Source organism: Serratia sp. EWG9, assembly GCF_019913725.1.
Classification (GTDB): domain Bacteria; phylum Pseudomonadota; class Gammaproteobacteria; order Enterobacterales; family Enterobacteriaceae; genus Serratia; species Serratia ureilytica.
The window spans coordinates 77,140-102,498 of the sequence record NZ_JADNRO010000002.1; the positions used below are offsets into that span (position 1 = coordinate 77,140).

Consider the following 25,359-nt stretch of genomic DNA (forward strand, 5'->3'; position numbering starts at 1 on the left):
GGCAATCAAACAAAAATCGCGTTTTTTTGCTTTCAGGGGCTTGCGACAAAAAGGATTTCTCGTATAATGCGCACCCCGTACCGATGAAGAATTTCGTAACGTTCCACCATCGATACGCCGGGCGGGAATAGCTCAGTTGGTAGAGCACGACCTTGCCAAGGTCGGGGTCGCGAGTTCGAGTCTCGTTTCCCGCTCCAAATTCAACAATGTCGCGATGCGGCATGATGAATAAATAAAGCAGTATCAAGCAGTACCTATGCGACGCGGGAATAGCTCAGTTGGTAGAGCGCAACCTTGCCAAGGTTGAGGTCGCGAGTTCGAGCCTCGTTTCCCGCTCCAAAAATTCAAAGGTCACGCCAGTGTTTGGTGACCGGATGCCAAAAGCATCTCAATGCGGGAATAGCTCAGTTGGTAGAGCACGACCTTGCCAAGGTCGGGGTCGCGAGTTCGAGTCTCGTTTCCCGCTCCAATTTTCTCTTCGTTTCAAACTCAAATCCAACGCCTTCTCCGGCGCGGGTTTTTGTCCCGTTTTACACACCTGCTAAAAACGTTGTGAACAGAGTTATCCACAGTCTCTGTACATAAACCCGCCAGCCTGAAAAATCAACGTCATACAAATTAAATATTTATATATTTGATTTATAAGCTTATTTATTTATCCCAAAACGTTATGCCGATCACTTGCTCTTTTTGTTGCAGTTGAAAGACAACGTGTTTTTATTTTTATGCACAAATCCACAGAGTGAGATTTCGGGCGATACGCCCGCGCGGCGCACCCCGTCAGGCATCCCTTGGCAAACCTTTTTCCACAGCCCGTATCAACCGTTTTTTCTGCGCCGTTTGCACCTCGATGCCCTGCGCTTCACGGCGAGCGAGCTGTTGCGCCAGCGCCCAGTGGATATGTTCGTCCAGCATGGCGTCCTGGTCCAAACGCGTGCGCAGCGCGAGCACGATGCTGTCCTCATAAGGCGCATTGCCCAGCGCCACGGCGATATTGCGCAGCCAGCGCAGGTGACCGATGCGGCGTATCGCCGAGCCTTCGGTGATGCGCAGGAATTTTTCTTCCGTCCAACTGAACAGATCGATCAGCTGCGGCGCATGCAGCGCGGCACGCGGGCTGAAATCGTCTTCGTCGGTGAGTTGCGAAAATCGGTTCCACGGGCAGATCAGCTGGCAGTCGTCGCAGCCGTAGATACGGTTGCCGAGCAGCGGCCGGAATTCCTCCGGGATCGCGCCTTCCAGTTCGATGGTCAGATAGGAAATGCAGCGCCGGGCATCGACGGTGTAGGGCGCGACGATGGCCCCGGTCGGGCAAGTGGTGATGCAGGCGACGCAGCGGCCGCACTGCTCTTCCTGCGGCTGATCCACCGGCAGCGGCAGGTCGATCAGCAGTTCGCCGAGGAAAAACCAGGATCCGGCTTCGCGGTTAAGAATTAGTGAGTGTTTACCAACCCAGCCGATGCCCGCCTTGGCGGCCAGCGCGCGCTCCATGACCGGCGCCGAGTCGACAAAGGGGCGGAAATTCAGTTCGCCGCAGTAGGCCTGGATCTGATCGCCCAACTTTTTCAGGCGCTGACGCAACAGCTTGTGATAATCGCGCCCCAGCGCATAGCGGCTGACGTAGCCCAATTGCGGGTTCTGCAGGGTGCTGGCGAACGCCGCCTTGGCCGGCAGGTAGTTCATGCGCACGCTGATCACCCGCAGCGTGCCCGGCAACAGCTCGTGAGGGCGCGCGCGCAGCATGCCGTGGCGCGCCATCCACTCCATCTCGCCGTGGTACTGTTTGTCGAGCCAGGCCTGCAGCTTCGGCTCTTCCAGGCTGAGATCGGTATCGCAGATGCCAACCTGCTGGAATCCTAGCGATTGCCCCCATTGCTTGATATGTTGGGCGAGTTGATGGAGATCGAGGGGGTGCGTCATGACGGGCCATAGTGAAAAAGCATACGCTGACAGTTTACCACACTCTGTCTGGCCTGCGGATTGGATCCGTCGTTCGGAACCTGCGGCGGCGGCCTCGCTCGGTCTTTCTCTTTACGATTTAATGCTGCGCGCCGGTCAGGCGGCCTACGTACTGGCGCGCGACACTTATCCCTCCTGCAACCACTGGCTGGTGCTCTGTGGCCACGGCAACAACGGCGGCGACGGCTATGTGGTGGCGCGTTTGGCGAAGGCGGCGGGCGTGCAGGTGACGGTGATCGCCTGCGAAGGCGCACGCCCTTTGCCGCCGGAGGCCGCAGCGGCCCGCGAGGCCTGGCTGGCCGCCGGCGGCGATATTCTGCCGGCGAACAGCCGCTGGCCGGCGTCCGTCTCTCTTATTATCGACGGTCTGTTAGGCACCGGCCTGGGCAGCGCGCCGCGCGTGCCTTACGATGCACTGATCGAGGCCGCCAACCGCCATTCGGCGCCGGTGGTGGCGCTCGATATCCCGTCCGGGCTGCTGGCGGAAAGCGGCGCGGCGCCGGGCGCGGTCGTGCGTGCCGCGCATACCGTCACGTTCATCGGCCTCAAGCCGGGTTTGCTGACCGGGCAGGCGCGCGACTGGGTCGGGCAACTTCATCAGAATACGCTAGGCTTATCGGATTGGTTGGCGAAGCAACCGGAACAGATTCAGCGGCTTACCGCCGAGGCGTTGCCGCGCTGGCTGCATCCGCGGCGCCCCTGCGCCCATAAGGGCGAGCATGGTCGTCTGCTGCTGGTGGGCGGCGACCGCGGATTCGGCGGCGCCATTCGCATGGCGGCGGAAGCGGCGCTGCGCAGCGGGGCTGGATTGGTGCGAGTGCTTACTCACATTGAGCACGTCGCGCCGCTGCTGGCGGCCAGGCCGGAGTTGATGGCGCAGGCGCCGGACGAGACGGCCTTGCGGCAGGCGATGCAATGGGCGGACGTGCTGGTGATTGGCCCGGGGCTGGGCCAGGCTGAGTGGGGCAAAAACGCCTTGAACGTGCTGCAAACCAGCGATAAACCGGCCTTGTGGGACGCCGATGCGCTGAACTTGCTGGCATTAAATCCCGAGAAACGGCAGAATCGCGTGATGACTCCGCATCCCGGAGAGGCGGCGCGGCTGTTGAGCTGCAGCACTGCCGACATCGAGAGTGATCGCTTACTTGCCGTGCGTAACCTGACGGCGCGCTACGGCGGCGTGGCGGTGCTGAAAGGCGCCGGCACCCTGATCGCCGATGAGCAGGGCCAGATGGCGATCGCCGACGTCGGCAATGCCGGCATGGCCTCCGGCGGCATGGGCGATGTGCTGTCGGGCATCATCGGCGGTTTGCTGGCGCAAAAGCTCTCGCTGTATGATGCCGCCTGTGCGGGCTGCGTCGTACACGGCGCGGCCGGCGATCGCGTAGCAGAAAGACAAGGAACAAGAGGCATGTTGGCGACCGATTTACTGCCGGACATCCTTCATTTCGTTAACCCTGAGTGGGCAAAATAGACTTTATCGAATGAAAGAACTCGTTTTACCTCTGCCGGACGAGGCAGCGACTGTCGCTTTGGGCACCACTTTGGCCAAGGCCTGCGATCGCGCCAGCGTCATCTATCTCTACGGCGACCTGGGCGCCGGTAAAACCACCTTCAGCCGTGGCTTCCTGCAGGCGTTGGGGCATCAGGGCAATGTCAAAAGCCCGACCTACACGCTGGTGGAGCCCTATGCCTTGCAGCCCTTGGCGGTATATCACTTCGATCTGTATCGCCTGGCTGATCCGGAAGAGCTTGAATTTATGGGCATTCGCGATTACTTCGCGCAAGACGCCATCTGCCTGGTCGAATGGCCGCAGCAGGGCACCGGCGTGCTGCCGGAGCCGGATCTGGCGCTGCACCTCAGCTATCAGGGCGAGGGGCGAGAGGCGAAGATCGAGGCGATTTCTGCTTACGGCAGCCAGCTGTTAGACCGTATTCATGGATCACAGGGATGATGCTGCAATGACGCATGCGTTGAAAAAATTTGCGGTCATCATACTGATCGCCGTGCTGGGGCCGCTCGGCGCGTTGAGCGCGCTGGCGGCGTCCTCGCTGTCCGATATCAAAGTGTCCAACGCCCAGCGCGAAGCGACGGTGTCGGTGAGCTTCAATGGCCCGCCGGACTACGCGTTTTTCCCGCTGCACGGCCCGGAGCGCGTGGTGCTGGACGTCAACCAGAAAGGCAAGGTCGGCGGGCTGCCGCTCAATTTCAGCGGCCAAAACCTGGTGAAAAGCATTCGCTCCAGCGCGCCGAAAGACGCTCAGAGCGTGCGCCTGGTGTTTGATCTGACTCAGCGCGCTAAAACCCGCGTCTCCACCCGCCAGAACGGCGGCGTGCACACCGTGGTATTCACCCTTACGGCCGAAGGCGGCGTCAATACCGTGGCGCGTAAAGCGCCGGTCCAAACGCCTGCGCCGGTCGCCGTCAGCCAACCGCCGCGTCAGGCGCCGGTCGCAGTGCGTGAAGCGCCGGAGCCGCCGCTGCGCAAAGCGCCGACGGGATTGAATCCCTTTACCAATAAACAGAGCGTGGTCGCGGGCACCGCCACTGAGGTGACGCCGCGCAGCAGCCGCGTTTCCGCCGGTTCCGGCGATCGGGTGGTGGTGGCGATCGACGCCGGCCACGGCGGCCAGGATCCGGGCGCCATCGGCCCGAGCGGGTTGAAGGAGAAGAATGTCACTATCGCCATCGCGCGCCGCCTGCAGGCGATGCTGGACGCCGATCCGCAGTTCAAACCGGTGCTGACGCGTAACGGCGACTATTTTATTTCGGTGATGGGGCGTTCCGACGTTGCGCGTAAACAGGGCGCCAACGTACTGGTCTCCATCCACGCCGACGCCGCGCCAAACCGCAGCGCCAGCGGGGCTTCCGTCTGGGTGCTGTCCAATCGCCGCGCCAACAGCGAAATGGCCGGTTGGCTCGAACAGCATGAGAAGCAGTCCGAGCTGCTCGGCGGCGCCGGCGACTTGCTGGCCAACAGCCAGGCCGACCCTTATCTGAGCCAGGCGGTGCTGGATCTGCAGTTCGGCCACTCGCAGCGCGTTGGCTACGATGTGGCGGTGAAGGTGCTGCAGCAGCTGCAGAGCGTCGGATCGTTGCATAAACGCCGGCCGGAACACGCCAGCCTGGGCGTGCTGCGTTCGCCGGATATTCCATCGCTGCTGGTGGAAACAGGATTTATCAGTAATAGCACGGAGGAGCGGCTGCTGGGCAGTAGCGCGTATCAGGAGAAGATTGCCAAGGCCATTCATAACGGCCTGCGCAGCTACTTCCTGGCGCATCCGCTGCAAGCCGACCCAAAGGTGGAAAACCGACCGCTGGACGTCGCAGCGGCGGTTAACACCTCAACACCAGACGTGCGCCAGCCTGAGCCTATCGTCAGCTCGGCCGGCGCGGGCCGCAGCGTAAGCGGCAAGACCCAGATCCACGTGGTGAAACGGGCGGAGACGCTGTCCGGCATCGCAGACAGCTACGGCACGACCATGGCGGCGCTGCGGGATCTGAACAAACTGAAGAAAGACGGCGTGTGGGTCGGGCAACGCCTGAAGGTGCCGGCGGGGAAAACCGCCGCCGTCACCGCCGTCGCCAAAGCGAAAACGCCGGCGAAGAAGCCGTCTAAACATAAAGTGGCCCGCGGGGACACGCTGTCCTCCATCGCTTCTCGCTACGGGGTCAGCGTCGGCGATTTGAAACGGGTCAATAATCTGAAGTCGGACGTCGCGCCGCTGGATCGGACGCTGACCATTCCGCAGGCCTAGCGCCACCGCTACAGGAGTCAGCATGCCTATCCAGGTGTTACCGCCACAGCTCGCCAACCAGATCGCCGCCGGAGAGGTGGTCGAACGCCCCGCGTCGGTCGTCAAAGAGCTGGTGGAAAACAGCCTGGACGCCGGTGCGACGCGCATCGATATCGATATCGAACGCGGCGGCGCCAAGTTGATCCGCATTCGCGACAACGGCTGCGGCATCGGCAAGGACGATCTGGCGCTGGCGCTGGCGCGGCACGCCACCAGTAAAATCAGCACGCTCGACGACCTGGAGGCGATCGTCAGCCTCGGTTTTCGCGGCGAAGCGCTGGCCAGCATCAGCTCGGTTTCCCGTTTGACCCTGACGTCGCGCACCGCAGATCAGAGCGAAGCGTGGCAAGCCTATGCCGAAGGGCGCGAACAGGCGGTGACGGTCAAACCCGCTGCGCACCCTGTCGGCAGCACGCTGGAAGTGCTGGATCTGTTTTACAACACCCCGGCGCGCCGCAAGTTCATGCGCACCGAGAAAACCGAATTCGGCCATATCGATGAAGTGGTGCGGCGCATCGCGCTGGCGCGCTTCGATGTGGCGATCAACCTCAGCCATAACGGCAAACTGATCCGCCAATATCGGGCGGCGAAGGAAGAAAGCCAGCACGAGCGCCGTTTGGGCAGCATCTGCGGCCCGGCGTTTTTGCAGCATGCGCTGAACATCGACTGGCAGCATGGCGATCTGAGCATCCGCGGTTGGGTGGCGGATCCGGACGGGGCGCGCCAGCTGGGTGAGATGCAGTATTGCTACGTCAACAGCCGCATGATGCGCGATCGCTTGATCAACCACGCCATTCGTCAGGCCTATCAGGATCAGCTGAAAGACGATCAGCAGCCCGCTTACGTGTTGTATCTGGAGGTGGATCCGCACCAGGTGGACGTCAACGTTCATCCCGCCAAGCACGAGGTGCGTTTCCATCAGGCGCGGCTGGTGCACGATTTTATCTACCAGGCGGTGACCACGGTGCTGCAACAGGCCGGGCAGACGCCGTCGCTGCCGCTGGCGGAAGCGCCTGACGAGGCGCCTGCGCCGGTCTGGCAGCAGGAAAACCGCGTCGCCGCCGGCGGCAACCATTTTTCACAGCCGGCGCCGTGTCGCGAAACGCCGCCACCGGCCGGCGCTGCCCGCGAGCGCGCGCCGCAGCCCGGTTGGCAAACGGCGGGCGGTTACCAGAAACGCGAAGGCGAGCTGTACGGCAAACTGATGCGGCCTGCCGCCGAGCCGCAGGCCGAGGCCGCGCCGGAAGCCCCGAGTCGGCCGCCGCTGTTCCCACCGGTGAAAGCCGCCGTGGAAACGCCGTTGGCGAGCGGGCAACACAGCTTTGGCCGGGTGCTGATGATCCATCCGCCGTGCTACGCGCTGATTGAACAGCGCCAGCAGCCGGCGTTGCTCAACCTGACGGTGGCCGAGCGCTGGCTGCGCCAGGCGCAGCTCAATCCGCCGACGGAAGGGCTGCGGCCGCAGCCGCTGCTGATCCCAGTCAAGCTGACGTTGGACAAGAACGAAGCGGCGGCCATCGCGCGGCATCAGGCGCTGCTGACGATGATGGGGCTGGATTTGCAGACGGATCACGGCCGTGTGACGCTGCGCGCAGTGCCTTTACCATTACGCCAACAAAATTTACAAAAACTGATACCCGAACTGTTAGGCTATCTGGCCGAGCATGAGGAGATGTCGCCCGCGGTGTTGGCCACCTGGCTCGCTCGCCGTCTCGGCAGCGAACATGAACAGTGGAACACCTCGCAAGCGATACAATTGCTGACCGACGTTGAACGACTTTGCCCGCAGCTGGTCAAATCGCCACCGAGCGGACTTTTACAACCCGTTGATTTACAGGCCGCACTGGCGGCGCTCAAGCATGACTGAAACTGAAATGACATCACGTCCCCCGGCTATTTTCATCATGGGGCCGACCGCCTCGGGCAAGACCGCGCTGGCGATCGCGCTGCGCGAGCGCCTGCCGGTGGAACTGATCAGCGTCGATTCCGCGCTGATTTATCGCGGCATGGATATCGGCACCGCCAAGCCGAGCGCCGAAGAATTGGCGCAGGCGCCGCATCGGCTGATCGATATTCGCGATCCCGCCGAAGCTTACTCGGCTGCGGAGTTCCGCGCCGATGCGCTGAAAGAGATGGCCGACATCACCGCCGCCGGCCGCATTCCGCTGTTGGTGGGCGGCACCATGTTGTATTTCAAGGCGTTGCTGGAAGGATTGTCGCCGTTGCCGTCCGCCGATCCCGCGGTGCGCGAGCGCATCGAACGGCAAGCGGCGGAGCAGGGCTGGGAGGCGCTGCACCGTCAGTTACAGGCGATCGATCCGGTCGCGGCAGTGAGAATTCATCCGAATGATCCGCAGAGACTGTCCAGAGCACTGGAAGTTTTTTTTATTTCGGGTAAAACTTTAACGGAACTGACTAAAATTTCGGGTGAATCGTTACCGTATCAAGTTCACCAATTTGCGATAGCGCCGACCAGCCGTGAGTTGATCCATCAACGCATCGAGCTGCGGTACCATCACATGTTGGCGGCGGGTTTTGAGACGGAAGCGCGTGCACTTTTCGCACGGGGTGATTTGCATACGGACTTGCCCTCCATTCGCTGTGTCGGTTACCGCCAGATGTGGTCATACTTGTCTGGTGAAATTAGTTACGATGAGATGGTTTATCGTGGTATTTGCGCAACACGTCAGTTGGCTAAACGCCAGATGACCTGGTTACGGGGTTGGGAGTCGGTCCATTGGTTGGACAGTGAAAAGCCGGGAGAGGCTTTGGACTCGGTGACACAGGTTGTTAGTGCATAGGTTGGGTGATTGTGTACAATTGCTGAGTATTCAGCGCGCAAATTTTTTACGTCGTTTATTTTAGAGCCGACAGGTTCTTAGTTACAAACAACAAGCAAATAAGGAAAAGATAGAATGGCTAAGGGGCAATCTTTGCAAGATCCGTTCCTGAACGCATTGCGTCGTGAACGTGTTCCGGTTTCTATTTATTTGGTGAATGGTATTAAGCTGCAAGGCCAGATTGAGTCTTTTGACCAGTGTGTCATCCTGTTGAAGAACACGGTTAGCCAGATGGTGTACAAGCACGCTATCTCTACCGTTGTCCCGTCACGCCCGGTCTCGCATCACAGCAACAATCCGAGCGGCGGTTCAAGCAACTATCACCATGGTAACAATCCGTCTGCGCAGCAACAGCCGCAGCAGGAAAGCGATGACGCTGAATAAAGCGCGTTGCAAGTCAACCATGACGGGGAGCATAAGCAGCCGCGGGCTGTTTATGTCCCCCAAACTCACGGTGAGTGTCCGTTTGAGAGGTTGCACGCTTGTTTGACCGTTATGAAGCCGGTGAGCAGGCCGTACTGGTTCATATCTATTTCTCGCAAGACAAAGATACGGAAGATCTCAGCGAGTTCGAATCGCTGGTCTCCTCAGCCGGTGTAGAAGCTTTGCAAGTGGTGACTGGTAGCCGCAAAGCCCCGCATCCGAAGTACTTTGTCGGTGAAGGAAAGGCCGAAGAAATTGCAGATGCGGTGAAAGCCAGCGGCGCGTCTGTTGTCCTGTTTGATCATTCCCTTTCCCCGGCGCAGGAAAGAAACCTCGAGCGCCTGTGCGAATGCCGGGTGATCGATCGCACCGGGCTGATTTTAGACATTTTCGCCCAGCGTGCCCGCACCCATGAAGGTAAGCTGCAGGTGGAGCTGGCGCAGCTGCGTCACATCGCCACGCGTCTGGTACGCGGCTGGACGCACCTGGAGCGGCAAAAAGGGGGGATAGGCCTGCGCGGGCCGGGGGAAACCCAGCTTGAGACCGACCGTCGCCTGTTACGCGATCGCATCAGCTTGATTCTGCGCCGCCTGGAGCGGGTAGAGAAGCAGCGTGAACAAGGCCGACGCGCGCGGACCCGCGCCGATGTGCCGACCGTATCGCTGGTGGGCTATACCAACGCCGGCAAATCCACCCTGTTTAACCGAATAACGTCTGCCGAGGTGTATGCGGCGGACCAGCTATTTGCCACCCTGGATCCTACGTTGCGGCGCATTGACGTGCCGGACGTGGGGGATACCGTGTTGGCGGATACCGTAGGCTTTATCCGGCACCTGCCGCACGATCTGGTGGCCGCCTTCAAGGCGACGCTGCAGGAGACGCGCCAGGCCTCTTTGCTGCTGCACGTCATCGACGCGGCGGATCCGCGTGTCGACGAGAACATCGACGCGGTGAACACCGTGCTGGCGGAGATAGACTCGGATGAAATCCCTACACTGTTAGTGATGAACAAAATAGATATGCTGGACGATTTTGTGCCGCGTATCGACCGCAACGATGAAAACCTGCCGATCCGGGTGTGGCTGTCCGCCGCCAGCGGAGAGGGTATTCCGTTGCTGTATCAGGCGTTGACGGAGCGCTTATCGGGGGAGATCGCGCATTACGAATTGCGCTTACCGCCACGGGCAGGCCGTCTTCGCAGCCGTTTTTACCAGCTTCAGGCGATTGAAAAAGAGTGGAACGAAGAGGACGGCAGCATTGGCGTGGTGGTGCGAATGCCGATCGTCGAATGGCGTCGTCTCTGCAAGCAAGAACAGGACCTGATTGACTTTATCGTATGATCATATCCTGTTACATTTATGCTTCGCGAAAGCCTGAAGTACCCAATCACAGAATATGGAGCTAAAACATGGCGTGGAATCAGCCCGGTAATAACGGACAGGACCGCGACCCGTGGGGGAGCAGCAATAACAATGGCGGCAACTCTGGCGGTAACAACAAAGGCGGTCGTGATCAAGGGCCACCTGATTTGGATGATATCTTCCGCAAACTGAGCAAGAAATTGAGCGGTTTTGGCGGGGGCAAAGGCTCCAACAGCAATAGCGGCGGCACCGGGGCCTCCGGCCCGGGCTTCAGCGGCCGCATTATCGGTATCGCGGCGGTTGCCGTGGTGGTGATCTGGGCCGCCAGCGGCTTCTACACCATCAAGGAAGCCGAGCGCGGCGTTGTGACGCGTTTCGGTAAGTTCAGCCACCTGGTGCAGCCGGGCCTGAACTGGAAGCCGACCTTCATCGACGACGTGCGTCCGGTGAACGTGGAATCCGTGCGTGAGCTGGCGGCGTCCGGCGTGATGCTGACCTCCGATGAAAACGTGGTGCGCGTGGAAATGAACGTACAGTACCGCGTGACCAATCCGGAAGCGTACCTGTTCAGCGTCGTCAATGCCGACGACAGCCTGAGCCAGGCGACCGACAGCGCCCTGCGCGGCGTGATCGGCAAATACTCGATGGATCGCATCCTGACCGAAGGCCGTACCGTGGTGCGTAACGATACGCAGCGCATGCTGGAAGAGACTATTCGTCCTTACAACATGGGCATCACGCTGCTGGACGTCAACTTCCAGGCGGCGCGTCCGCCGGAAGAGGTGAAGGCGTCGTTCGACGATGCGATCGCCGCGCGTGAGAACGAGCAGCAATACATCCGTGAAGCGGAAGCTTACGCCAACGAAGTTCAGCCGCGTGCGAACGGCCAGGCGCAGCGTCTGCTGGAAGACTCCAAGGCTTATAAAGACCGCACCGTCCTGGAAGCTCAGGGTGAGGTGGCGCGCTTTGCCAAGCTGTTGCCGGAATACAAGTCCGCACCGCAGATCACCCGCGAGCGTCTGTATATCGAAACCATGGAAAAAGTGCTGGGCCATACCCGTAAGGTGTTGGTGAGCGACAAAGGCAACAACCTGATGGTGCTGCCGCTGGATCAGATGCTGCGCGGCCAAGGCGCGGCGACGGAGAGCGGCAACAAGGATACCAGCCTGATTCGCCTCAATCCGAATCCAGCGCCGGCTGCCAACAGCAGCACTCCGCGCACCAGCAGCGGATCGGTTATGGATCAGCGCCGGGCGAATGCGCAGCGTGACGACACCACTCGCGTAGGGAGAGAGTAATCAATGCGTAAGTCTTTTGTAGTTATTGTCCTCGCGGTGCTGGTGGTGCTGTACGCTTCGCTGTTCGTGGTGCAGGAAGGCCAGCGTGGCATCGTGCTGCGCTTCGGCAAGGTGCTGCGCGACGGCGAAAACAAGCCGCTGGTGTATGCGCCGGGTCTGCACCTCAAGATCCCGTTCATTGAGACCGTGAAGAACCTGGATGCGCGTATCCAGACCATGGACAACCAGGCCGATCGCTTCGTGACCAGCGAGAAGAAAGACCTGATCGTTGACTCCTATCTGAAGTGGCGCATCAGCGACTTCAGCCGCTACTATCTGGCGACCGGCGGCGGCGACGTCTCCCAGGCCGAAGTGCTGCTGAAGCGTAAGTTCAGCGACCGTCTGCGTTCCGAAATCGGCCGCCTGGACGTGAAAGACATCGTGACCGACTCGCGCGGCAAGCTGATGTCTGACGTGCGTGACGCGCTGAACACCGGCACCGTGGGTGACGGCGAAGAAGTGGCGACCACCGAAGCCGATGACGCTATCGCCTCTGCGGCGGCGCGCGTTGAGCGGGAAACCACCGGCAAACAGCCGCAGGTGAACCCGAACAGCATGGCGGCGTTGGGCATCGAAGTGATCGACGTGCGTATCAAGCAGATCAACCTGCCGGCCGAAGTCTCCGACGCCATCTACCAGCGTATGCGCGCCGAGCGTGAAGCGGTAGCCCGTCGCCTGCGCTCGCAGGGCCAGGAAGAAGCCGAGAAACTGCGCGCCAGCGCGGACTACGAAGTGACCCGTACCCTGGCGGAAGCCGAGCGTCAGGCGCGTATCACCCGTGGTGAAGGCGATGCTGAAGCAGCCAAGCTGTTCGCCAACGCGTTCAGCCAGGATCCGGACTTCTATGCCTTTATCCGCAGCCTGCGTGCCTATGAAGCCAGCTTCAAGGACAACCAGGACGTGCTGGTACTGAGCCCTGACAGCGATTTCTTCCGCTACATGAAGTCGCCTGATACCCTGCGCAAATAAGCGCGGCAGGCAATCTGATCGAGGGCCCGTTTTCGCGGGCCCTTTCTCGTTTTGGGGGATGCATGAACTCAACGATTTGGCTGGCGCTCGGGCTGGTCCTCGTGTTGGAAGGATTGGGGCCGATGCTGTTTCCGCAGGCCTGGCGCAAAATGATTGTGGCGATGTCGCAGTTGCCGGACGCGACGCTGCGGCGATTTGGCGGTGGAATAGTGGTTGCGGGCTGCGTGATCTACTACATGTTGAGCGGCCGCACGGGTCTTTAAAGTCTAGCCCAAAATTTATGCAATCGTATGCTAAAAGTGCTGAAAATCGAAAATTACGGTGGTAGAATCCATTTTTAAGCAATCGGTGATTTTGAAAAATGGGTAAGAACGTCGTCGTACTGGGCACCCAATGGGGTGACGAAGGTAAAGGCAAGGTTGTAGACCTGCTGACTGAACGGGCTCAATATGTTGTGCGCTACCAAGGTGGCCATAACGCTGGCCACACTCTGGTAATCAACGGTGAAAAAACCGTTCTTCATTTAATTCCTTCAGGCATTCTGCGTGAAAACGTCACCAGCATCATCGGCAACGGTGTTGTTCTGGCGCCGGACGCGTTGATGAAAGAAATGGGTGAACTCGAAGCGCGTGGCATCCCGGTACGCGAACGTTTGTTACTCTCTGAAGCTTGCCCGTTGATCCTGCCTTACCACGTTGCGTTGGATAACGCGCGTGAGAAAGCGCGCGGCGCGAAAGCGATCGGCACCACCGGTCGCGGCATCGGCCCGGCTTACGAAGATAAAGTGGCTCGTCGCGGTCTGCGCGTCGGCGATCTGTTCAACAAAGAAACCTTCGCCGTTAAGCTGAAAGAGATCGTCGATTACCACAACTTCCAACTGGTCAACTACTACAAAGTTGAAGCCGTCGATTATCAGGCGACGCTGGACTACGTGCTGTCTATCGCCGATATCCTGACCGCGATGGTGGTTGACGTTTCCGAACTGCTGGACGGCGCGCGCAAGCGTGGCGATCTGATCATGTTCGAAGGCGCTCAGGGCACCCTGCTGGATATCGACCACGGTACTTACCCGTATGTGACCTCTTCCAACACCACCGCCGGCGGCGTGGCTACCGGTTCCGGTATCGGCCCGCGTTATGTGGACTACGTGCTGGGCATCGTGAAAGCCTACTCCACTCGCGTGGGTGCAGGCCCGTTCCCAACCGAGCTGTTCGATGAAACCGGCGAGTACCTGTGCAAGCAGGGTAACGAGTTCGGCGCCACCACCGGCCGTCGTCGTCGTACCGGCTGGCTGGACGCGGTAGCGGTGCGTCGCGCGGTGCAGATCAACTCCCTGTCTGGCTTCTGCCTGACCAAACTGGACGTCCTGGACGGCCTGAAAGAAGTGAAGATCTGCGTGGGTTACCGCATGCCGGACGGCCGTGAAGTGGACACCACTCCGCTGGCGGCTGAAGGCTGGGAAGGCATTGAGCCTATCTACGAAACCATGCCGGGCTGGAGCGAAACCACCTTTGGCGTGAAAGAGCACAGCAAGCTGCCTCAGGCTGCGCTGAACTACATCAAGCGCATCGAAGAAGTGACCGGCGTACCGGTAGACATCATCTCTACCGGCCCGGATCGCAGCGAAACCATGATCCTGCGCGACCCGTTCGACGCATAATCAGGCTTTGCGGCATTAAACAAACCGGGCGCGTCCCGGTTTGTTTTTATCCTGACTCCCTCCGATTGCGGTTTCACGTCAAAAAATCCTTTCATAAACCCGCCTTAGGGCGCGGGATTCGCTAAATAATTAGCGACGAACTCTCCGGCTGGTTTATTATCCAATGAGTAATCTTTTGAATAGCGCCGAAAAGCGGCGTATCAGACGGGTAAAGTCATACCCAGAGGTAAGATGTGCAGTTAACAAGTTTTACTGATTATGGTCTGCGGGCGTTGATCTACATGGCCTCGTTGCCGCAGGACAAGATGACCAGTATCTCGGAAGTGACCGAGGTGTATGGCGTGTCTCGCAACCATATGGTGAAGATCATCAATCAGTTGAGCCGGGTCGGTTTTGTCACGGCGGTGCGCGGCAAGCATGGCGGCATCCGTTTGGGCAAACCGGCCGAGAGCATTCGCCTCGGCGATGTCGTGCGGGCGCTGGAGCCGCTTGCGCTGGTTAACTGCAGCAGCGAGTTTTGCCACATCACCCCTGCCTGCCGATTGAAGCAGGTGCTCCAACAGGGCGTACAGAATTTCCTTGAAGAGCTGGATAAGCATACGTTGGCCGACATGGTCGAAGACAATCCGCCGCTCTACAAGCTATTGCTTGTCGAATAAAACGACGTTGAGAAGACAAGGCTCAACGTCATCCTGCTGATGACAACGGAGGAACCGCAATGTCACAAGATCCATTCCTGGAACGAGAAGCAGAAAAATACGAATCTCCCATTCCCAGCCGTGAATATATCCTGGCCCATTTGGCGAAACGAGAAACGCCGGCCAGCCGCGAAGAACTGGGCAACGAATTGGGCCTCAGCGGCGAAGAACAGCTGGAAGCGCTGCGCCGCCGCCTGCGCGCCATGGAGCGCGATGGCCAGTTAGTGTTTACCCGCCGCCAGTGCTACGCGCTGCCGGAACGTTTGGACCTGCTGCGCGGCACGGTGATCGGCCACCGCGACGGCTACGGCTTCCTGCGCGTTGAAGGCAGCAAAGACGATCTGTACCTGTCCGCCGAACAGATGAAAATGGCGATCCACGGTGACGTGGTGCTGGCGCAGGCGCTGGGCGCGGATCGCAAAGGGCGTCGCGAAGCGCGCATCGTGCGCGTGCTGGTGCCGAAAACCAGCCAGATCGTCGGCCGCTTCTTCATGGATGCCGGTACCGGCTTCGTGGTGCCGGACGACAGCCGTCTGAGCTTCGATATTCTGATCCCGGCAGACAGCGTCAGCGGTGCGCGCATGGGCTACATGGTGGTGGTGGAGCTGACTCAACGCCCAACCCGCCGCACCAAAGCGGTCGGCAAGATCGTCGAGATCCTCGGCGACAAAATGGGCACCAGCATGGCGGTGGATATCGCGCTGCGCACCCATGAGATCCCGCATACCTGGCCGCCGCAGGTGGAAAAGCAGGTGGCCGATCTCAGCGAACAGGTGCCGGAAGCGGCCAAGAAGGGCCGCGTCGATCTGCGCAAGCTGCCGTTGGTCACCATCGACGGTGAAGACGCGCGCGACTTCGATGATGCCGTGTACTGCGAGAAAAAACGCGGCGGCGGCTGGCGCCTGTGGGTCGCGATCGCCGACGTCAGCTACTATGTGCGTCCACGCACCGCGCTGGACGACGAAGCGCGCAGCCGCGGCAACTCGGTATATTTCCCGTCGCAGGTGATCCCGATGCTGCCGGAAGTGCTGTCCAACGGGCTGTGCTCCCTGAACCCGCAGGTCGATCGCCTGTGCATGGTGTGCGAGATGACCATCTCCGCCCAGGGGCGCCTGTCCACGGCCAAGTTCTACGAGGCGGTGATGAGCTCCCACGCCCGCCTGACCTACAACAAGGTGTGGCACATTCTGCAGGGCGATCAGGAGCTGCGCGAGCATTACCACCCGCTGGTCAAGCACCTGGAAGAGCTGCACGCCATGTACAAGGTGCTGGATAAGGCGCGCGCCGAGCGCGGCGGCATCGCGTTTGAAACCGAAGAAGCCAAATTCATCTTCAACGCCGAACGCCGCATCGAGCGCGTGGAGCCGACGGTGCGCAACGACGCCCACAAGCTGATCGAAGAGTGCATGATCATGGCCAACGTGGCGGCCGCGCGCTTCGTCGAGAAACGTAACGAGCCGGCGCTGTACCGCGTGCACGATCGTCCGAGCGATGACCACATCTCCGCGCTGCGCAGCGTGCTGAGCGAGCTGGGGCTGACGCTGGGCGGCGGCAACAAGCCGCAGCCGAAGGACTATGCGGTGCTGATGGATGAAGTGTCCGAGCGCCCTGACCACGAAATGCTGCAAACTATGTTGCTGCGCTCGATGAAGCAGGCGATTTACGATCCGGAAAACCGCGGCCACTTCGGCCTGGCGCTGGCCTCTTATGGCCACTTCACCTCGCCGATCCGCCGTTATCCGGATCTGGCGTTGCACCGCGCGATCAAATACCAGCTGGCCAAAGAGCATGGCGAGCCGAAAGAGCGCTGGACGCCGACCGGCGGCTGGCACAGCGAATTCGAAGAGATGCTGCAGCTGGGCGAACACTGTTCGATGACCGAACGCCGCGCGGACGAAGCGACGCGCAACGTCGCCGACTGGCTGAAGTGCGACTTCATGCAGGATCACGTCGGTGAAGTGTTCAGCGGCATCATCTCCAGCGTGACCGGCTTCGGCTTCTTCGTGCGCCTGAACGATCTGTTCATCGACGGGCTGGTGCACGTATCAACGCTGGATAATGATTACTATCGCTACGATAATATCGGCCAGCGCCTGATCGGCGAGTCTTCCGGCACGGTCTATCGCCTGGGGGATACGGTGGAGATCCGCGTGGATGCGGTGCATATGGACGAGCGCAAGATCGACTTCGCGCTGGTGTCCAGCACCCGCAAAGCGCGCGGTGAAGGCAAAACCGAGCGCGATCGCGCCAAGAAGGGCGGCCAACGCACGCTGCGCGACAGCGGCAATGCGGGGCGCGGCAAGCGCCGCGGCGGCAAACCGCCGGCCAACTTCGAGCCGGACAGCGCCTTCCGTAAGCAGGATGACGTCAAGCCCGCGGACAACGTGAAGAAGGCGAAAAAGAAAGCCAAGAAAGCGTCCGACAAAACGCGGAAAATCGCGGCGGCGACCAAAGCCAAACGCGCAGCCAAGAAGAAAGGTGCCGAGCAGGCTTAACCTGCCGCACATCGTTACCATCGGCCGGTTATCGCCGGCCGCACGACTTTAAAAGAGCATCATGAGCGAAATTATTTACGGCATCCACGCCGTCAAAGCCCTGTTAGAGCGCGATCCGCAACGCTTCCTGGAAGTGTTTATCCTGAAAGGCCGCGAAGATCGCCGCCTGCAGCCGCTGATCGCCGAGCTGGAAGCGACCGGCATCGTGATCCAGGTGGCGAACCGCCAATGGCTGGATGACAAGGTTGAAGGCGCGGTGCACCAGGGGATCATCGCCCGGGTGCGCGAAGGGCGTCAGTATCAGGAGAACGATCTGCCGGGCCTGTTGGAGAGCGTGGAAACGCCATTCCTGCTGGTGCTGGACGGCGTGACCGACCCGCATAACCTCGGCGCCTGCCTGCGCAGCGCCGATGCGGCCGGCGTGCACGCGGTGATCGTGCCCCGCGATCGTTCCGCCCAGTTGAACGCCACCGCCAAGAAAGTGGCCTGCGGCGCCGCCGAAAACGTGCCGTTGATCCGCGTGACCAACCTGGCGCGCACGCTGCGTCTGCTGCAAGAGATGAATGTCTGGGTCGTCGGCACCGCCGGCGAAGCCGACCATACGCTGTATCAGAGCAAAATGACCGGCCCGATGGCGCTGGTGATGGGCGCGGAAGGCGAAGGCATGCGCCGCCTGACCCGCGAACACTGCGATGAGCTGATCAGCATCCCGATGGCCGGTACCGTCTCTTCACTGAACGTGTCGGTCGCCACCGGCATCTGCCTGTTCGAAGCGGTGCGCCAGCGCGGCTGATTCTTCTGACGGGGGCGCCGTGCTCCCGTTAATTCCCCCTCTTGTGATCCCGCCTGCGGCAGAAATCTCTGCGCCGACCATACTTACTCCTGACGCTTTTTTCAGGGAGCACTCTCATGGTCTGGACTACGCACACCGTTTTTAACCAACCCAAGCCGCTGGGCAACAGCAACCTGTTTCTCTCCGATACGCCGCTGCGCGAAGCGTTGCAGCGCGAGCAAGGCGGTTGGGACGCCGAGGTATTGGCTTCGCTGGGCCAGCAGCTCGGCACGCAGGAGTCTCTGGAGCTGGGGCGGCTGGCCAACGCCAACCCGCCGGAGCTGCTGCGCTACGACGCCACCGGCCAGCGGCTGGACGACGTTCGCTTTCACCCGGCCTGGCATATCCTGATGCAGGGGCTGATCGCCAACCGGGTGCACAACCTGCCCTGGCAGGAGGATGCGCGCATCGGTTCCTTCGTGGCGCGCGCCGCGCGCTTTATGCTGCATGCGCAGGTCGAGGCCGGCACGCTCTGCCCGGTGACCATGACCTTTGGCGCCACGCCGCTGCTGCTGCAGGCGTTACCGGCCGAGTTTCGCGCCTGGCTGACGCCGCTGCTGTCGGATCGTTATGACGCTCATCTGCTGCCGGGCGGGCAAAAGCGCGGCCTGCTGATCGGCATGGGCATGACGGAGAAACAGGGCGGCTCCGACGTGTTGAGCAATACCACCACCGCCACGCCGCTTGGCGCGCGCGGGCCGGGCGAAGCCTACCGGCTGGTGGGGCACAAGTGGTTCTTCTCGGTGCCGCAAAGCGATGCGCACCTGGTGCTGGCGCAGGCCGAAGGCGGGCTGTCCTGTTTCTTCCTGCCGCGCATTTTGCCGGACGGCAGCCGCAACGCCATTCGCCTTGAGCGGTTGAAAGACAAGCTGGGCAACCGCTCCAACGCCAGCAGCGAGGTGGAGTTTCAGGACGCCACTGCCTGGCTGCTGGGCGATGAGGGCGACGGGGTGCGGCATATCCTGAAGATGGGCGGCCTGACTCGTTTCGACTGTTCGCTGGGCAGCCACGGCCTGATGCGCCGCGGGCTGTCGGTGGCGCTGTATCATGCGCTGCAGCGGCAGGCGTTCGGCAAATTGTTGATAGAACAACCGCTGATGCGCCAGGTCTTGGCGCGCATGGCGCTGCGGCTGGAAGGGCATACCGCGTTGCTGTTCCGGCTGGCTCGCGCCTGGGAGAGCCGCAGCAATGAAGGCGAACTGATCTACAGCCGGCTGCTGACCCCGGCGGCTAAATACAGCATTTGCCGTCAGGGCATGCCGTTCATCGCCGAGGCGATGGAGGTGCTGGGCGGCATCGGTTACTGCGAGGAGAGTGAGCTGCCGCGCCTGTACCGTGAAATGCCGGTGAACAGCATCTGGGAGGGCTCCGGCAACATCATGTGTCTGGACGTGTTGCGCAGTCTGCATAAACTGCCGGGCGCGCTCGAGATGTTGCAGTTCGAGCTGCAGCCGGTGCGCGGCCAGAATCGGTTGTTCGATCACGCCTGGCGGCAGTGGCAGCAGCGTGCCCGGCAACCGAGCGAGGAGATGGGGCGGCTGCTGACTCAACAGCTGTTCGACCTGTGCTGCGCCGCGCAGCTGCTGCAGCACGCCAGCCCGCTGATCGCCGACGCCTGGTGTCATCTGACGCTGGATCACCGCGGCGAGAGCCTGCTGTCGGCCGAGGCGTGCGAACTGCTGCTGAACCGCGCCATCGGCGGTTAGGGAAAAGGGTGGCGCCCGGCGGCGAAAACCTTTTTAATTCAGCCTCACTCTGACAGGAAAATGCACATGGATATTCTCAGCGCGTTGGCGGCGTTCGCCTCTTACTTCTTCAGCGGCTTCGCCATGATTTTGGTGTTTCTGTTCGTCTATACCCGCATCACCCCGCACGACGAATGGGCGCTGATCAAGGCCGATAATCAATCCGCCGCCTTCGCTTTTATCGGCGCTTGCCTGGGATATGTGATCCCGCTGGCCAGCGCGGCGATCAACTCGATCAGCCTGCTGGATTACCTGCTGTGGGGCGTGGTGGCGCTGGTGGTGCAACTGCTGCTGTTCGCCGCCGTGAAGATCTACATGCCGCGCATCAGCGACAAGATAGAAGCGAATCACCTGGCCGCCGGGATTTTCCTGGGGGGCGTCTCCGTCAGCGGCGGAGTATTGAATGCGGCTTGCATGAGCTACTAAAGGTATAAGATGGCCGAGGCGCGCCAGCCAAGCGGGTGCGCCTGCTCTTCCATCCGCAGGATGCGGTAATAGCTGGCGCCGTGTTGGTCGGCGGTGCGGGCGATGGCCTGTTCCGCCTCCTGCGGTGAGCCGGGCAAATCGTTGAAGGTGATCTCGGCGATTTCACTGAGCGGCGTCACGCGATCGGCGGGCGCCAGCTCGGCGGACTGTGCGCCGGTGCTGAGCAATCCCATGGAAAGCAGGAGGGAGGTGAGTGCGGTGGAGCGTTTCATGGCGTTCCCCTTCGTCAGATCCTGAATCGACACCCGCAACATGCGGCATGCTGTCCCTCAGTGTGCAACACCCTTCTTCAGCCAGTGCAAAGCCAGTGTAAAGCTGCTTAAAAAATCCCCGCCTTAGCGATACAGGATCGCCTGGGAATACCATTGGCCCGGCACGACGGTTTCGCTGTTCATGATGATCACGTAATAACGGGCGCCGGCGGCGGTGGCCTTGCGTTGGATCTCCGCTTCCACGTCCATCGGGCTGCCGCGCACCACGGCGGTGACGGTGCCCATTTTCACCAGCTCGGCGGTCTGCGCGCGAACGATCTCCTGCGCCTGAGCGGTGGGGGGCGGCGGCGGTTTCGGCGTGGCGGTCATGATGCCGCAGGCGGAAAGCTGTGCGGCCAGCGTCAGGGTAATGAGTGTGCGGGCAATCGTCATGGTGACCTCGTAAGCGCCGGTGCGATGGCTTCAGTGTAACGCAATATAAGCTGTAACAGATTGAGCTAACGCTGCTTCGCGCAAGTTTGTCATGATGAATGCCAACAGGTGAGTTGAGGATGAACGGATGATCGAAATTCATGACGAGCAGGCTGGCGATATCGCGGTGATCCATGCGGTGCCGGCGGGGCAGTATCATCGGCCGCTGCCGACGGTGTTCTTCTGCCATGGCTATACCTCGTCGAAAGAGGTGTACGCTTATTTCGCCTATGCGCTGGCGCGCGCCGGTTTTCGGGCGGTGTTGCCGGATGCCGATCGGCACGGCGAGCGATTCGACGACGATGAGGCGCGGCGCCTGGCGTCATTCTGGGAGATCCTGCGCAGCAATATCGATGAACTGCCGCAGATCAACGCGCATTTTGAGCGGCTTGGCCTGATCGCCGACGGCCGCATCGGCGTCGCCGGCGCCTCAATGGGCGGCATGACCGCGCTTGGCGCCTTCGCGCGCTTTCCGTGGATCCGTGCGGCCGCCAGCCTGATGGGTTCCGGCTATTACCGTGCGCTGGCGCAAACGCTGTATCCGCCGTTGGGCGAGACGGGCGAGGCGCTCTCGCCGACGGCGTTTGCGGCGCGCACCGCCGTGCTGGCGGAGTATGAGCTGGAAGGACGTTTGGCGCAGATTGCCGGGCGGCCGCTGCTGCTGTGGCACGGCGAGACGGACGACGTGGTGCCGGCGGCGGACAGCCTGCGTTTGGCGGCTGAACTGCGGCAGCAAGGTGCGGACGGCCGTTTGACATCGCTCGTCGAGCCGGGCGTGAAGCATCGCATCACGCCGCTGGCGCTGTCCGCCACCACCGATTTCTTTCGCCGCGAATTGTAATGCGCCTCCGGGCGCGATGCGTGGAATTGCGGTGCTCTCTGTAGGCTGTTTCGGTCATTGTTTGACGCATGGCGGAGGAGAATGTCAGCGTGAATTCTTTCAGGGGCGGCAAGGAGCGGAGAGCATGATAAAGGGTATCAGCAATACGGCCGAGACAGCGCGCGGGCTGGCGGGAACGATGAAAGCGCGCGCCGATCTTAACTCAATGGCCTTCAGTGAGATGCTGGGGGCAGCCGACGGCAAGGCGCGGCAAAACAAGGCAAATCCGCTGTCGCGCATCACCGCGCATACGGTGCAAAACATGACGGCGCTGTTCGCCTCCGCGCCGAAAGCGGTGTCCACGCAAACCGCGAAGGCCGGCTCGCTCTCCTTCGAGCAGCGGGCGACGCTGGAGGAAAGCGCCGAACTGCTGCAGGCACGGACAAACTATCTGCGGATGGCGCTGCAATTGCACAATCAGGGCAAGGCGTTCAGCGCGCCGACGTTGCTCAAACTGTGATGGGTGAGGAAGTGGAGCGCCCGACAGGCGGCGCTCCGGTGCGGACTGAACGGGCTTTCTGATGAAGCCCTGGGGATTTCCCTGGCGTGGCGCGTCTTTTTAACGGTACAGCTCGGCGCTGACGTGCATCGTGCTGTTGTCGCCCGGTTCGTGCAGGGCGATGATGCGATAAGAGCTTGCACCGCGTTGATCGGCGATTTTACTGACCTGGCTGCTGGCGTCATCCGGCGAGACCACGTTCTGGTTCAGGGTGACGAAGCCAACGCTCTGGCGTTGATCGGCCTGGTGCGAGGAGATCTCCGTCGCGGCCATCACGTTGGCGGAGAACAGGGCGGCAAGCGCCGTCGCGAGAATGATGCGTTTCATAGTGCCTCTCTTACTTTTTGCCGTTACGGCCTGACAGCGAGTGTCGCTGCGGCAAAAAGTCATTTATCTGCATTGAATAACCTGGAATCTTTTTCGTCGCGCTGTCTGCGGCGGATAAGGTTAATTTTAGTCGGTTGCGGCGGATTAAAAAGCGGGGCGTTTTGATGACCTCTTTCAAAAAAAATGAAATAGATTTGTGACTCAGCGCTGATTTCATTGAAAGATTTTTGAAACTGATGGATTGGCGTACATAGGTTTCCCCGCCAGCAAATCGTGCTATTTCCCATACCCCCTCTCAATAACGCGAATAAAACCCACGCAGTCCTTGAGTTTCCCGCCCTGCGTCAGTATGATTACGCGTCATTTTTCAGCCGCACACTAAACACGTTCCTTGCTTCCATGGGCCGCGGTTGACCCTGACAGGAGGCTGAATAATCCGTAAGGAGCAATTCGATGCGTCATTACGAAATCGTTTTTATGGTCCATCCTGACCAAAGCGAACAGGTTCCGGGCATGATCGAGCGTTACAGTGCTACCATCACTAACGCGCAAGGTCAGATTCACCGTCTGGAAGACTGGGGCCGCCGTCAGCTGGCTTATCCGATCAACAAACTGCACAAAGCTCACTACGTTCTGCTGAACGTTGAAGCGCCGCAGGAAGCGATCGATGAGCTGGAAACTAACTTCCGCTTCAACGACGCCGTTATCCGCAGCATGGTTATGCGCGTTAAGCACGCGGTAACTGAAGCATCTCCGATGGTTAAAGCGAAAGACGAACGTCGTGGCGATCGCCGCGAAGACTTCGCTAACGAAACCGCAGATGATGCAGATGCTGGGGATTCTGAAGAGTAATTGCCGCCGTGACGGCTAATCGTCTGGTTTTGTCGGGCACTGTGTGCAAGGCGCCGGTTCGAAAAGTGAGTCCTTCCGGGATACCGCACTGCCAATTTGTGCTAGAGCACCGTTCGCAGCAGATGGAAGCCGGATTCAGCAGACAAGCATGGTGCCGAATGCCCGTGGTTGTCAGCGGACAACAGTCACAAGCACTAACTCAAAGATTAACGGTCGGCAGTCAGATTACCGTGCAAGGCTTTGTAAGCTGCCATCAAGGGCGCAACGGGCTGAGTAAATTGGTTCTGCATGCCGAGCAGATTGAATTGATAGATTCTGGAGACTAGCCAATGGCACGTTATTTCCGTCGTCGCAAGTTCTGCCGTTTCACCGCGGAAGGCGTTCAAGAGATTGACTATAAAGACATCGCTACGCTGAAAAACTACATCACCGAAAGTGGTAAAATTGTACCGAGCCGTATCACCGGTACTCGTGCAAAATATCAGCGCCAGCTGGCCCGTGCTATCAAGCGCGCGCGCTACCTGTCTTTGTTGCCGTACACTGATCGTCATCAGTAATCGGCCACTGTCCATTAACGACTTTGAGAGGATAAGGTAATGCAAGTTATTCTGCTTGATAAAGTAGCAAACCTGGGCAGCCTGGGTGATCAAGTTAACGTTAAAGCGGGCTACGCTCGTAACTTCCTGGTACCACAGGGCAAAGCTGTTCCTGCTACCAAGAAAAACGTTGAGTTCTTCGAAGCACGCCGTGCTGAACTGGAAGCCAAACTGGCTGACGTTCTGGCTGCTGCTGAAGCTCGCGCAACCAAGATCAACGAACTGGGTTCAGTGACCATCGCTTCCAAATCTGGCGACGAAGGTAAACTGTTCGGCTCTATCGGCACCCGCGACATCGCTGACGCAGTGACTGCGGCAGGCGTTGAAGTTGCCAAGAGCGAAGTTCGTCTGCCGAACGGCGTTCTGCGTACCACTGGTGAGCACGAAGTGCACTTCCAGGTACACAGCGACGTGTTCGCACAGCTGAATGTAGTTGTGGTTGCAGAAGCGTAATTTACGCTGCTGTTAACCCGGTTAAAACGCCAGCCTCGCGCTGGCGTTTTGCTTTTCTGCGCCCGGCAAAACGCGCTACGCTAGAAGACGGGATGAAAAGGGAGAGCGTGTGATGGCAACGATTACGCTACAGCGGGTTTACGACTTCAGCGCGCCGGCGCCGGCGCATTGCTATCTGATAGACAGGCTATGGCCGCGCGGCATCAGCAAGGAGAGGCTGGCGGGCGTGCAGTGGTTGAAACAGGTGGCGCCGGATGACGAGCTGCGCAAGTGGTTCCATCAGCATACCGACCAGTGGGAAGCCTTCGAGGCGCGTTACCGCCAACAGCTGGCGGCCAACGACGCCTGGCAGCCGCTGGTGGCGCTGTTGCGGCAGGGGGAGGCGCTGACGCTGCTGTATGGCAGCAAAGATACCGCGCACAACCAGGGCGTGGTGCTGCGCGAGTTTCTGCTGGCGCAGCTTTAG

At 60.3% G+C, this 25,359-nt stretch carries 28 protein-coding genes and 3 tRNA genes; 26 read left to right on the plus strand and 5 right to left on the minus strand.

Going from position 1 to position 25,359, the window contains the following annotated elements:
* Nucleotides 1-121 precede the first annotated feature (121 nt).
* The 3 genes from ITX55_RS05785 to ITX55_RS05795 all read left to right on the plus strand — a co-directional run bounded on the left by ITX55_RS05785 (nucleotide 122) and on the right by ITX55_RS05795 (nucleotide 469).
* Nucleotides 122-197: transfer RNA gene (locus ITX55_RS05785), tRNA-Gly, on the plus strand.
* Nucleotides 198-263: 66 nt separating this feature from the next.
* Nucleotides 264-339 (plus strand) — tRNA-Gly (locus tag ITX55_RS05790).
* Nucleotides 340-393: 54 nt separating this feature from the next.
* A tRNA-Gly gene (locus tag ITX55_RS05795) sits at nucleotides 394-469 on the plus strand.
* A gap of 311 nt (nucleotides 470-780) precedes the next feature.
* On the opposite strand, the gene queG is transcribed toward ITX55_RS05795, so the two are convergent.
* The gene (gene queG, locus ITX55_RS05800; RefSeq protein WP_033651499.1) at nucleotides 781-1,920 is read right to left on the minus strand and encodes a tRNA epoxyqueuosine(34) reductase QueG; all 1,140 of its coding nucleotides are present in this window, start codon (nucleotides 1,918-1,920) and stop codon (nucleotides 781-783) included.
* Here queG and nnr point away from each other — a divergent pair.
* The 16 genes from nnr to ITX55_RS05880 all read left to right on the plus strand — a co-directional run bounded on the left by nnr (nucleotide 1,919) and on the right by ITX55_RS05880 (nucleotide 20,543).
* The gene (nnr, locus tag ITX55_RS05805) at nucleotides 1,919-3,433 is read left to right on the plus strand and encodes a bifunctional ADP-dependent NAD(P)H-hydrate dehydratase/NAD(P)H-hydrate epimerase (protein ID WP_223084887.1); all 1,515 of its coding nucleotides are present in this window, start codon (nucleotides 1,919-1,921) and stop codon (nucleotides 3,431-3,433) included. The two genes, queG and nnr, sit on opposite strands and share 2 nt — an antisense overlap.
* A 10-nt stretch (nucleotides 3,434-3,443) precedes the next feature.
* Nucleotides 3,444-3,914: a tRNA (adenosine(37)-N6)-threonylcarbamoyltransferase complex ATPase subunit type 1 TsaE gene (gene tsaE / locus ITX55_RS05810; protein ID WP_025305017.1), complete on the plus strand. Its 471-nt coding sequence runs from the start codon at nucleotides 3,444-3,446 to the stop codon at nucleotides 3,912-3,914.
* 7 nt (nucleotides 3,915-3,921) lie between these two features.
* Nucleotides 3,922-5,718: an N-acetylmuramoyl-L-alanine amidase AmiB gene (gene amiB, locus ITX55_RS05815; RefSeq protein WP_108680081.1), complete on the plus strand. Its 1,797-nt coding sequence runs from the start codon at nucleotides 3,922-3,924 to the stop codon at nucleotides 5,716-5,718.
* Nucleotides 5,719-5,740: 22 nt separating this feature from the next.
* Nucleotides 5,741-7,624 (plus strand): DNA mismatch repair endonuclease MutL, encoded by a 1,884-nt coding sequence (mutL, locus tag ITX55_RS05820; protein ID WP_108680082.1) that lies wholly within the window; start codon nucleotides 5,741-5,743, stop codon nucleotides 7,622-7,624.
* Entirely contained in the window at nucleotides 7,617-8,558 is a 942-nt protein-coding gene (miaA, locus tag ITX55_RS05825; RefSeq protein ID WP_108680083.1) for a tRNA (adenosine(37)-N6)-dimethylallyltransferase MiaA, read from the plus strand. Before mutL ends, miaA begins: the two co-directional genes overlap by 8 nt.
* 114 nt (nucleotides 8,559-8,672) lie before the next feature.
* Nucleotides 8,673-8,981, plus strand: coding sequence for an RNA chaperone Hfq (gene hfq / locus ITX55_RS05830; protein WP_223084890.1), 309 nt, complete (start codon nucleotides 8,673-8,675; stop codon nucleotides 8,979-8,981).
* 98 nt (nucleotides 8,982-9,079) lie between these two features.
* Nucleotides 9,080-10,360 (plus strand): ribosome rescue GTPase HflX, encoded by a 1,281-nt coding sequence (gene hflX / locus ITX55_RS05835; protein WP_033641625.1) that lies wholly within the window; start codon nucleotides 9,080-9,082, stop codon nucleotides 10,358-10,360.
* A 68-nt stretch (nucleotides 10,361-10,428) separates the two neighbouring features.
* Nucleotides 10,429-11,679 carry an FtsH protease activity modulator HflK gene (gene hflK, locus ITX55_RS05840; protein WP_033641626.1) on the plus strand — a complete coding sequence of 417 codons (1,251 nt, stop codon included), beginning with the start codon at nucleotides 10,429-10,431 and terminating at the stop codon, nucleotides 11,677-11,679.
* A 3-nt stretch (nucleotides 11,680-11,682) separates the two neighbouring features.
* Nucleotides 11,683-12,687, plus strand: coding sequence for a protease modulator HflC (gene hflC / locus ITX55_RS05845; protein ID WP_004933669.1), 1,005 nt, complete (start codon nucleotides 11,683-11,685; stop codon nucleotides 12,685-12,687).
* A gap of 62 nt (nucleotides 12,688-12,749) precedes the next feature.
* Nucleotides 12,750-12,950, plus strand: coding sequence for a DUF2065 domain-containing protein (locus ITX55_RS05850; RefSeq protein WP_004933666.1), 201 nt, complete (start codon nucleotides 12,750-12,752; stop codon nucleotides 12,948-12,950).
* Nucleotides 12,951-13,048: 98 nt separating this feature from the next.
* Nucleotides 13,049-14,347 (plus strand): adenylosuccinate synthase, encoded by a 1,299-nt coding sequence (locus tag ITX55_RS05855; RefSeq protein WP_025159583.1) that lies wholly within the window; start codon nucleotides 13,049-13,051, stop codon nucleotides 14,345-14,347.
* Between the two features lie 233 nt (nucleotides 14,348-14,580).
* A complete protein-coding gene (gene nsrR / locus ITX55_RS05860) occupies nucleotides 14,581-15,006 on the plus strand; it encodes a nitric oxide-sensing transcriptional repressor NsrR (RefSeq protein ID WP_015376391.1) in 426 nt (141 codons plus the stop codon).
* Nucleotides 15,007-15,065: 59 nt separating this feature from the next.
* Entirely contained in the window at nucleotides 15,066-17,540 is a 2,475-nt protein-coding gene (gene rnr / locus ITX55_RS05865; protein ID WP_187048546.1) for a ribonuclease R, read from the plus strand.
* Nucleotides 17,541-17,601: 61 nt separating this feature from the next.
* Nucleotides 17,602-18,333, plus strand: coding sequence for a 23S rRNA (guanosine(2251)-2'-O)-methyltransferase RlmB (gene rlmB, locus ITX55_RS05870; protein ID WP_004933653.1), 732 nt, complete (start codon nucleotides 17,602-17,604; stop codon nucleotides 18,331-18,333).
* A gap of 116 nt (nucleotides 18,334-18,449) precedes the next feature.
* A complete protein-coding gene (locus ITX55_RS05875) occupies nucleotides 18,450-20,078 on the plus strand; it encodes an isovaleryl-CoA dehydrogenase (protein WP_047025082.1) in 1,629 nt (542 codons plus the stop codon).
* A gap of 66 nt (nucleotides 20,079-20,144) precedes the next feature.
* Entirely contained in the window at nucleotides 20,145-20,543 is a 399-nt protein-coding gene (locus ITX55_RS05880) for a DUF350 domain-containing protein (RefSeq protein ID WP_015376394.1), read from the plus strand.
* Here ITX55_RS05880 and ITX55_RS05885 read toward each other — a convergent pair.
* A complete protein-coding gene (locus tag ITX55_RS05885; protein WP_223084891.1) occupies nucleotides 20,540-20,815 on the minus strand; it encodes a DUF1471 domain-containing protein in 276 nt (91 codons plus the stop codon). The genes ITX55_RS05880 and ITX55_RS05885 overlap by 4 nt on opposite strands.
* A 123-nt stretch (nucleotides 20,816-20,938) precedes the next feature.
* Complete coding sequence (gene bsmA, locus ITX55_RS05890) at nucleotides 20,939-21,247, minus strand: biofilm peroxide resistance protein BsmA (RefSeq protein WP_223084893.1); 309 nt, start codon at nucleotides 21,245-21,247, stop codon at nucleotides 20,939-20,941.
* A 127-nt stretch (nucleotides 21,248-21,374) separates the two neighbouring features.
* Here bsmA and yjfP point away from each other — a divergent pair, with 127 nt between their 5' ends.
* Nucleotides 21,375-22,127 carry an esterase gene (yjfP, locus tag ITX55_RS05895; RefSeq protein ID WP_223084895.1) on the plus strand — a complete coding sequence of 251 codons (753 nt, stop codon included), beginning with the start codon at nucleotides 21,375-21,377 and terminating at the stop codon, nucleotides 22,125-22,127.
* 124 nt (nucleotides 22,128-22,251) lie between these two features.
* Entirely contained in the window at nucleotides 22,252-22,626 is a 375-nt protein-coding gene (locus tag ITX55_RS05900; RefSeq protein WP_072626596.1) for a hypothetical protein, read from the plus strand.
* Between the two features lie 99 nt (nucleotides 22,627-22,725).
* Here the strand turns inward: ITX55_RS05900 and ITX55_RS05905 are convergent, their stop codons facing one another.
* Both ITX55_RS05905 and ITX55_RS05910 read right to left on the minus strand, forming a co-directional pair.
* Nucleotides 22,726-22,992, minus strand: a complete 267-nt coding sequence (locus ITX55_RS05905) for a DUF1471 domain-containing protein (RefSeq protein WP_033638913.1) — start codon at nucleotides 22,990-22,992, stop codon at nucleotides 22,726-22,728.
* Between the two features lie 10 nt (nucleotides 22,993-23,002).
* Nucleotides 23,003-23,209, minus strand: a complete 207-nt coding sequence (locus tag ITX55_RS05910; RefSeq protein WP_143557062.1) for a hypothetical protein — start codon at nucleotides 23,207-23,209, stop codon at nucleotides 23,003-23,005.
* Nucleotides 23,210-23,445: 236 nt separating this feature from the next.
* Here ITX55_RS05910 and rpsF point away from each other — a divergent pair, with 236 nt between their 5' ends.
* From rpsF to ITX55_RS05935, 5 genes are all read left to right on the plus strand, one after another.
* Complete coding sequence (rpsF, locus tag ITX55_RS05915; RefSeq protein WP_004933634.1) at nucleotides 23,446-23,844, plus strand: 30S ribosomal protein S6; 399 nt, start codon at nucleotides 23,446-23,448, stop codon at nucleotides 23,842-23,844.
* Nucleotides 23,845-23,852: 8 nt separating this feature from the next.
* Nucleotides 23,853-24,170, plus strand: a complete 318-nt coding sequence (gene priB / locus ITX55_RS05920; protein WP_049233092.1) for a primosomal replication protein N — start codon at nucleotides 23,853-23,855, stop codon at nucleotides 24,168-24,170.
* 3 nt (nucleotides 24,171-24,173) lie between these two features.
* Nucleotides 24,174-24,401, plus strand: coding sequence for a 30S ribosomal protein S18 (gene rpsR / locus ITX55_RS05925; protein ID WP_000135199.1), 228 nt, complete (start codon nucleotides 24,174-24,176; stop codon nucleotides 24,399-24,401).
* Between the two features lie 39 nt (nucleotides 24,402-24,440).
* Nucleotides 24,441-24,893 carry a 50S ribosomal protein L9 gene (gene rplI, locus ITX55_RS05930; RefSeq protein WP_004933629.1) on the plus strand — a complete coding sequence of 151 codons (453 nt, stop codon included), beginning with the start codon at nucleotides 24,441-24,443 and terminating at the stop codon, nucleotides 24,891-24,893.
* A 112-nt stretch (nucleotides 24,894-25,005) separates the two neighbouring features.
* Nucleotides 25,006-25,359, plus strand: coding sequence for a DUF488 domain-containing protein (locus tag ITX55_RS05935; RefSeq protein WP_033641634.1), 354 nt, complete (start codon nucleotides 25,006-25,008; stop codon nucleotides 25,357-25,359).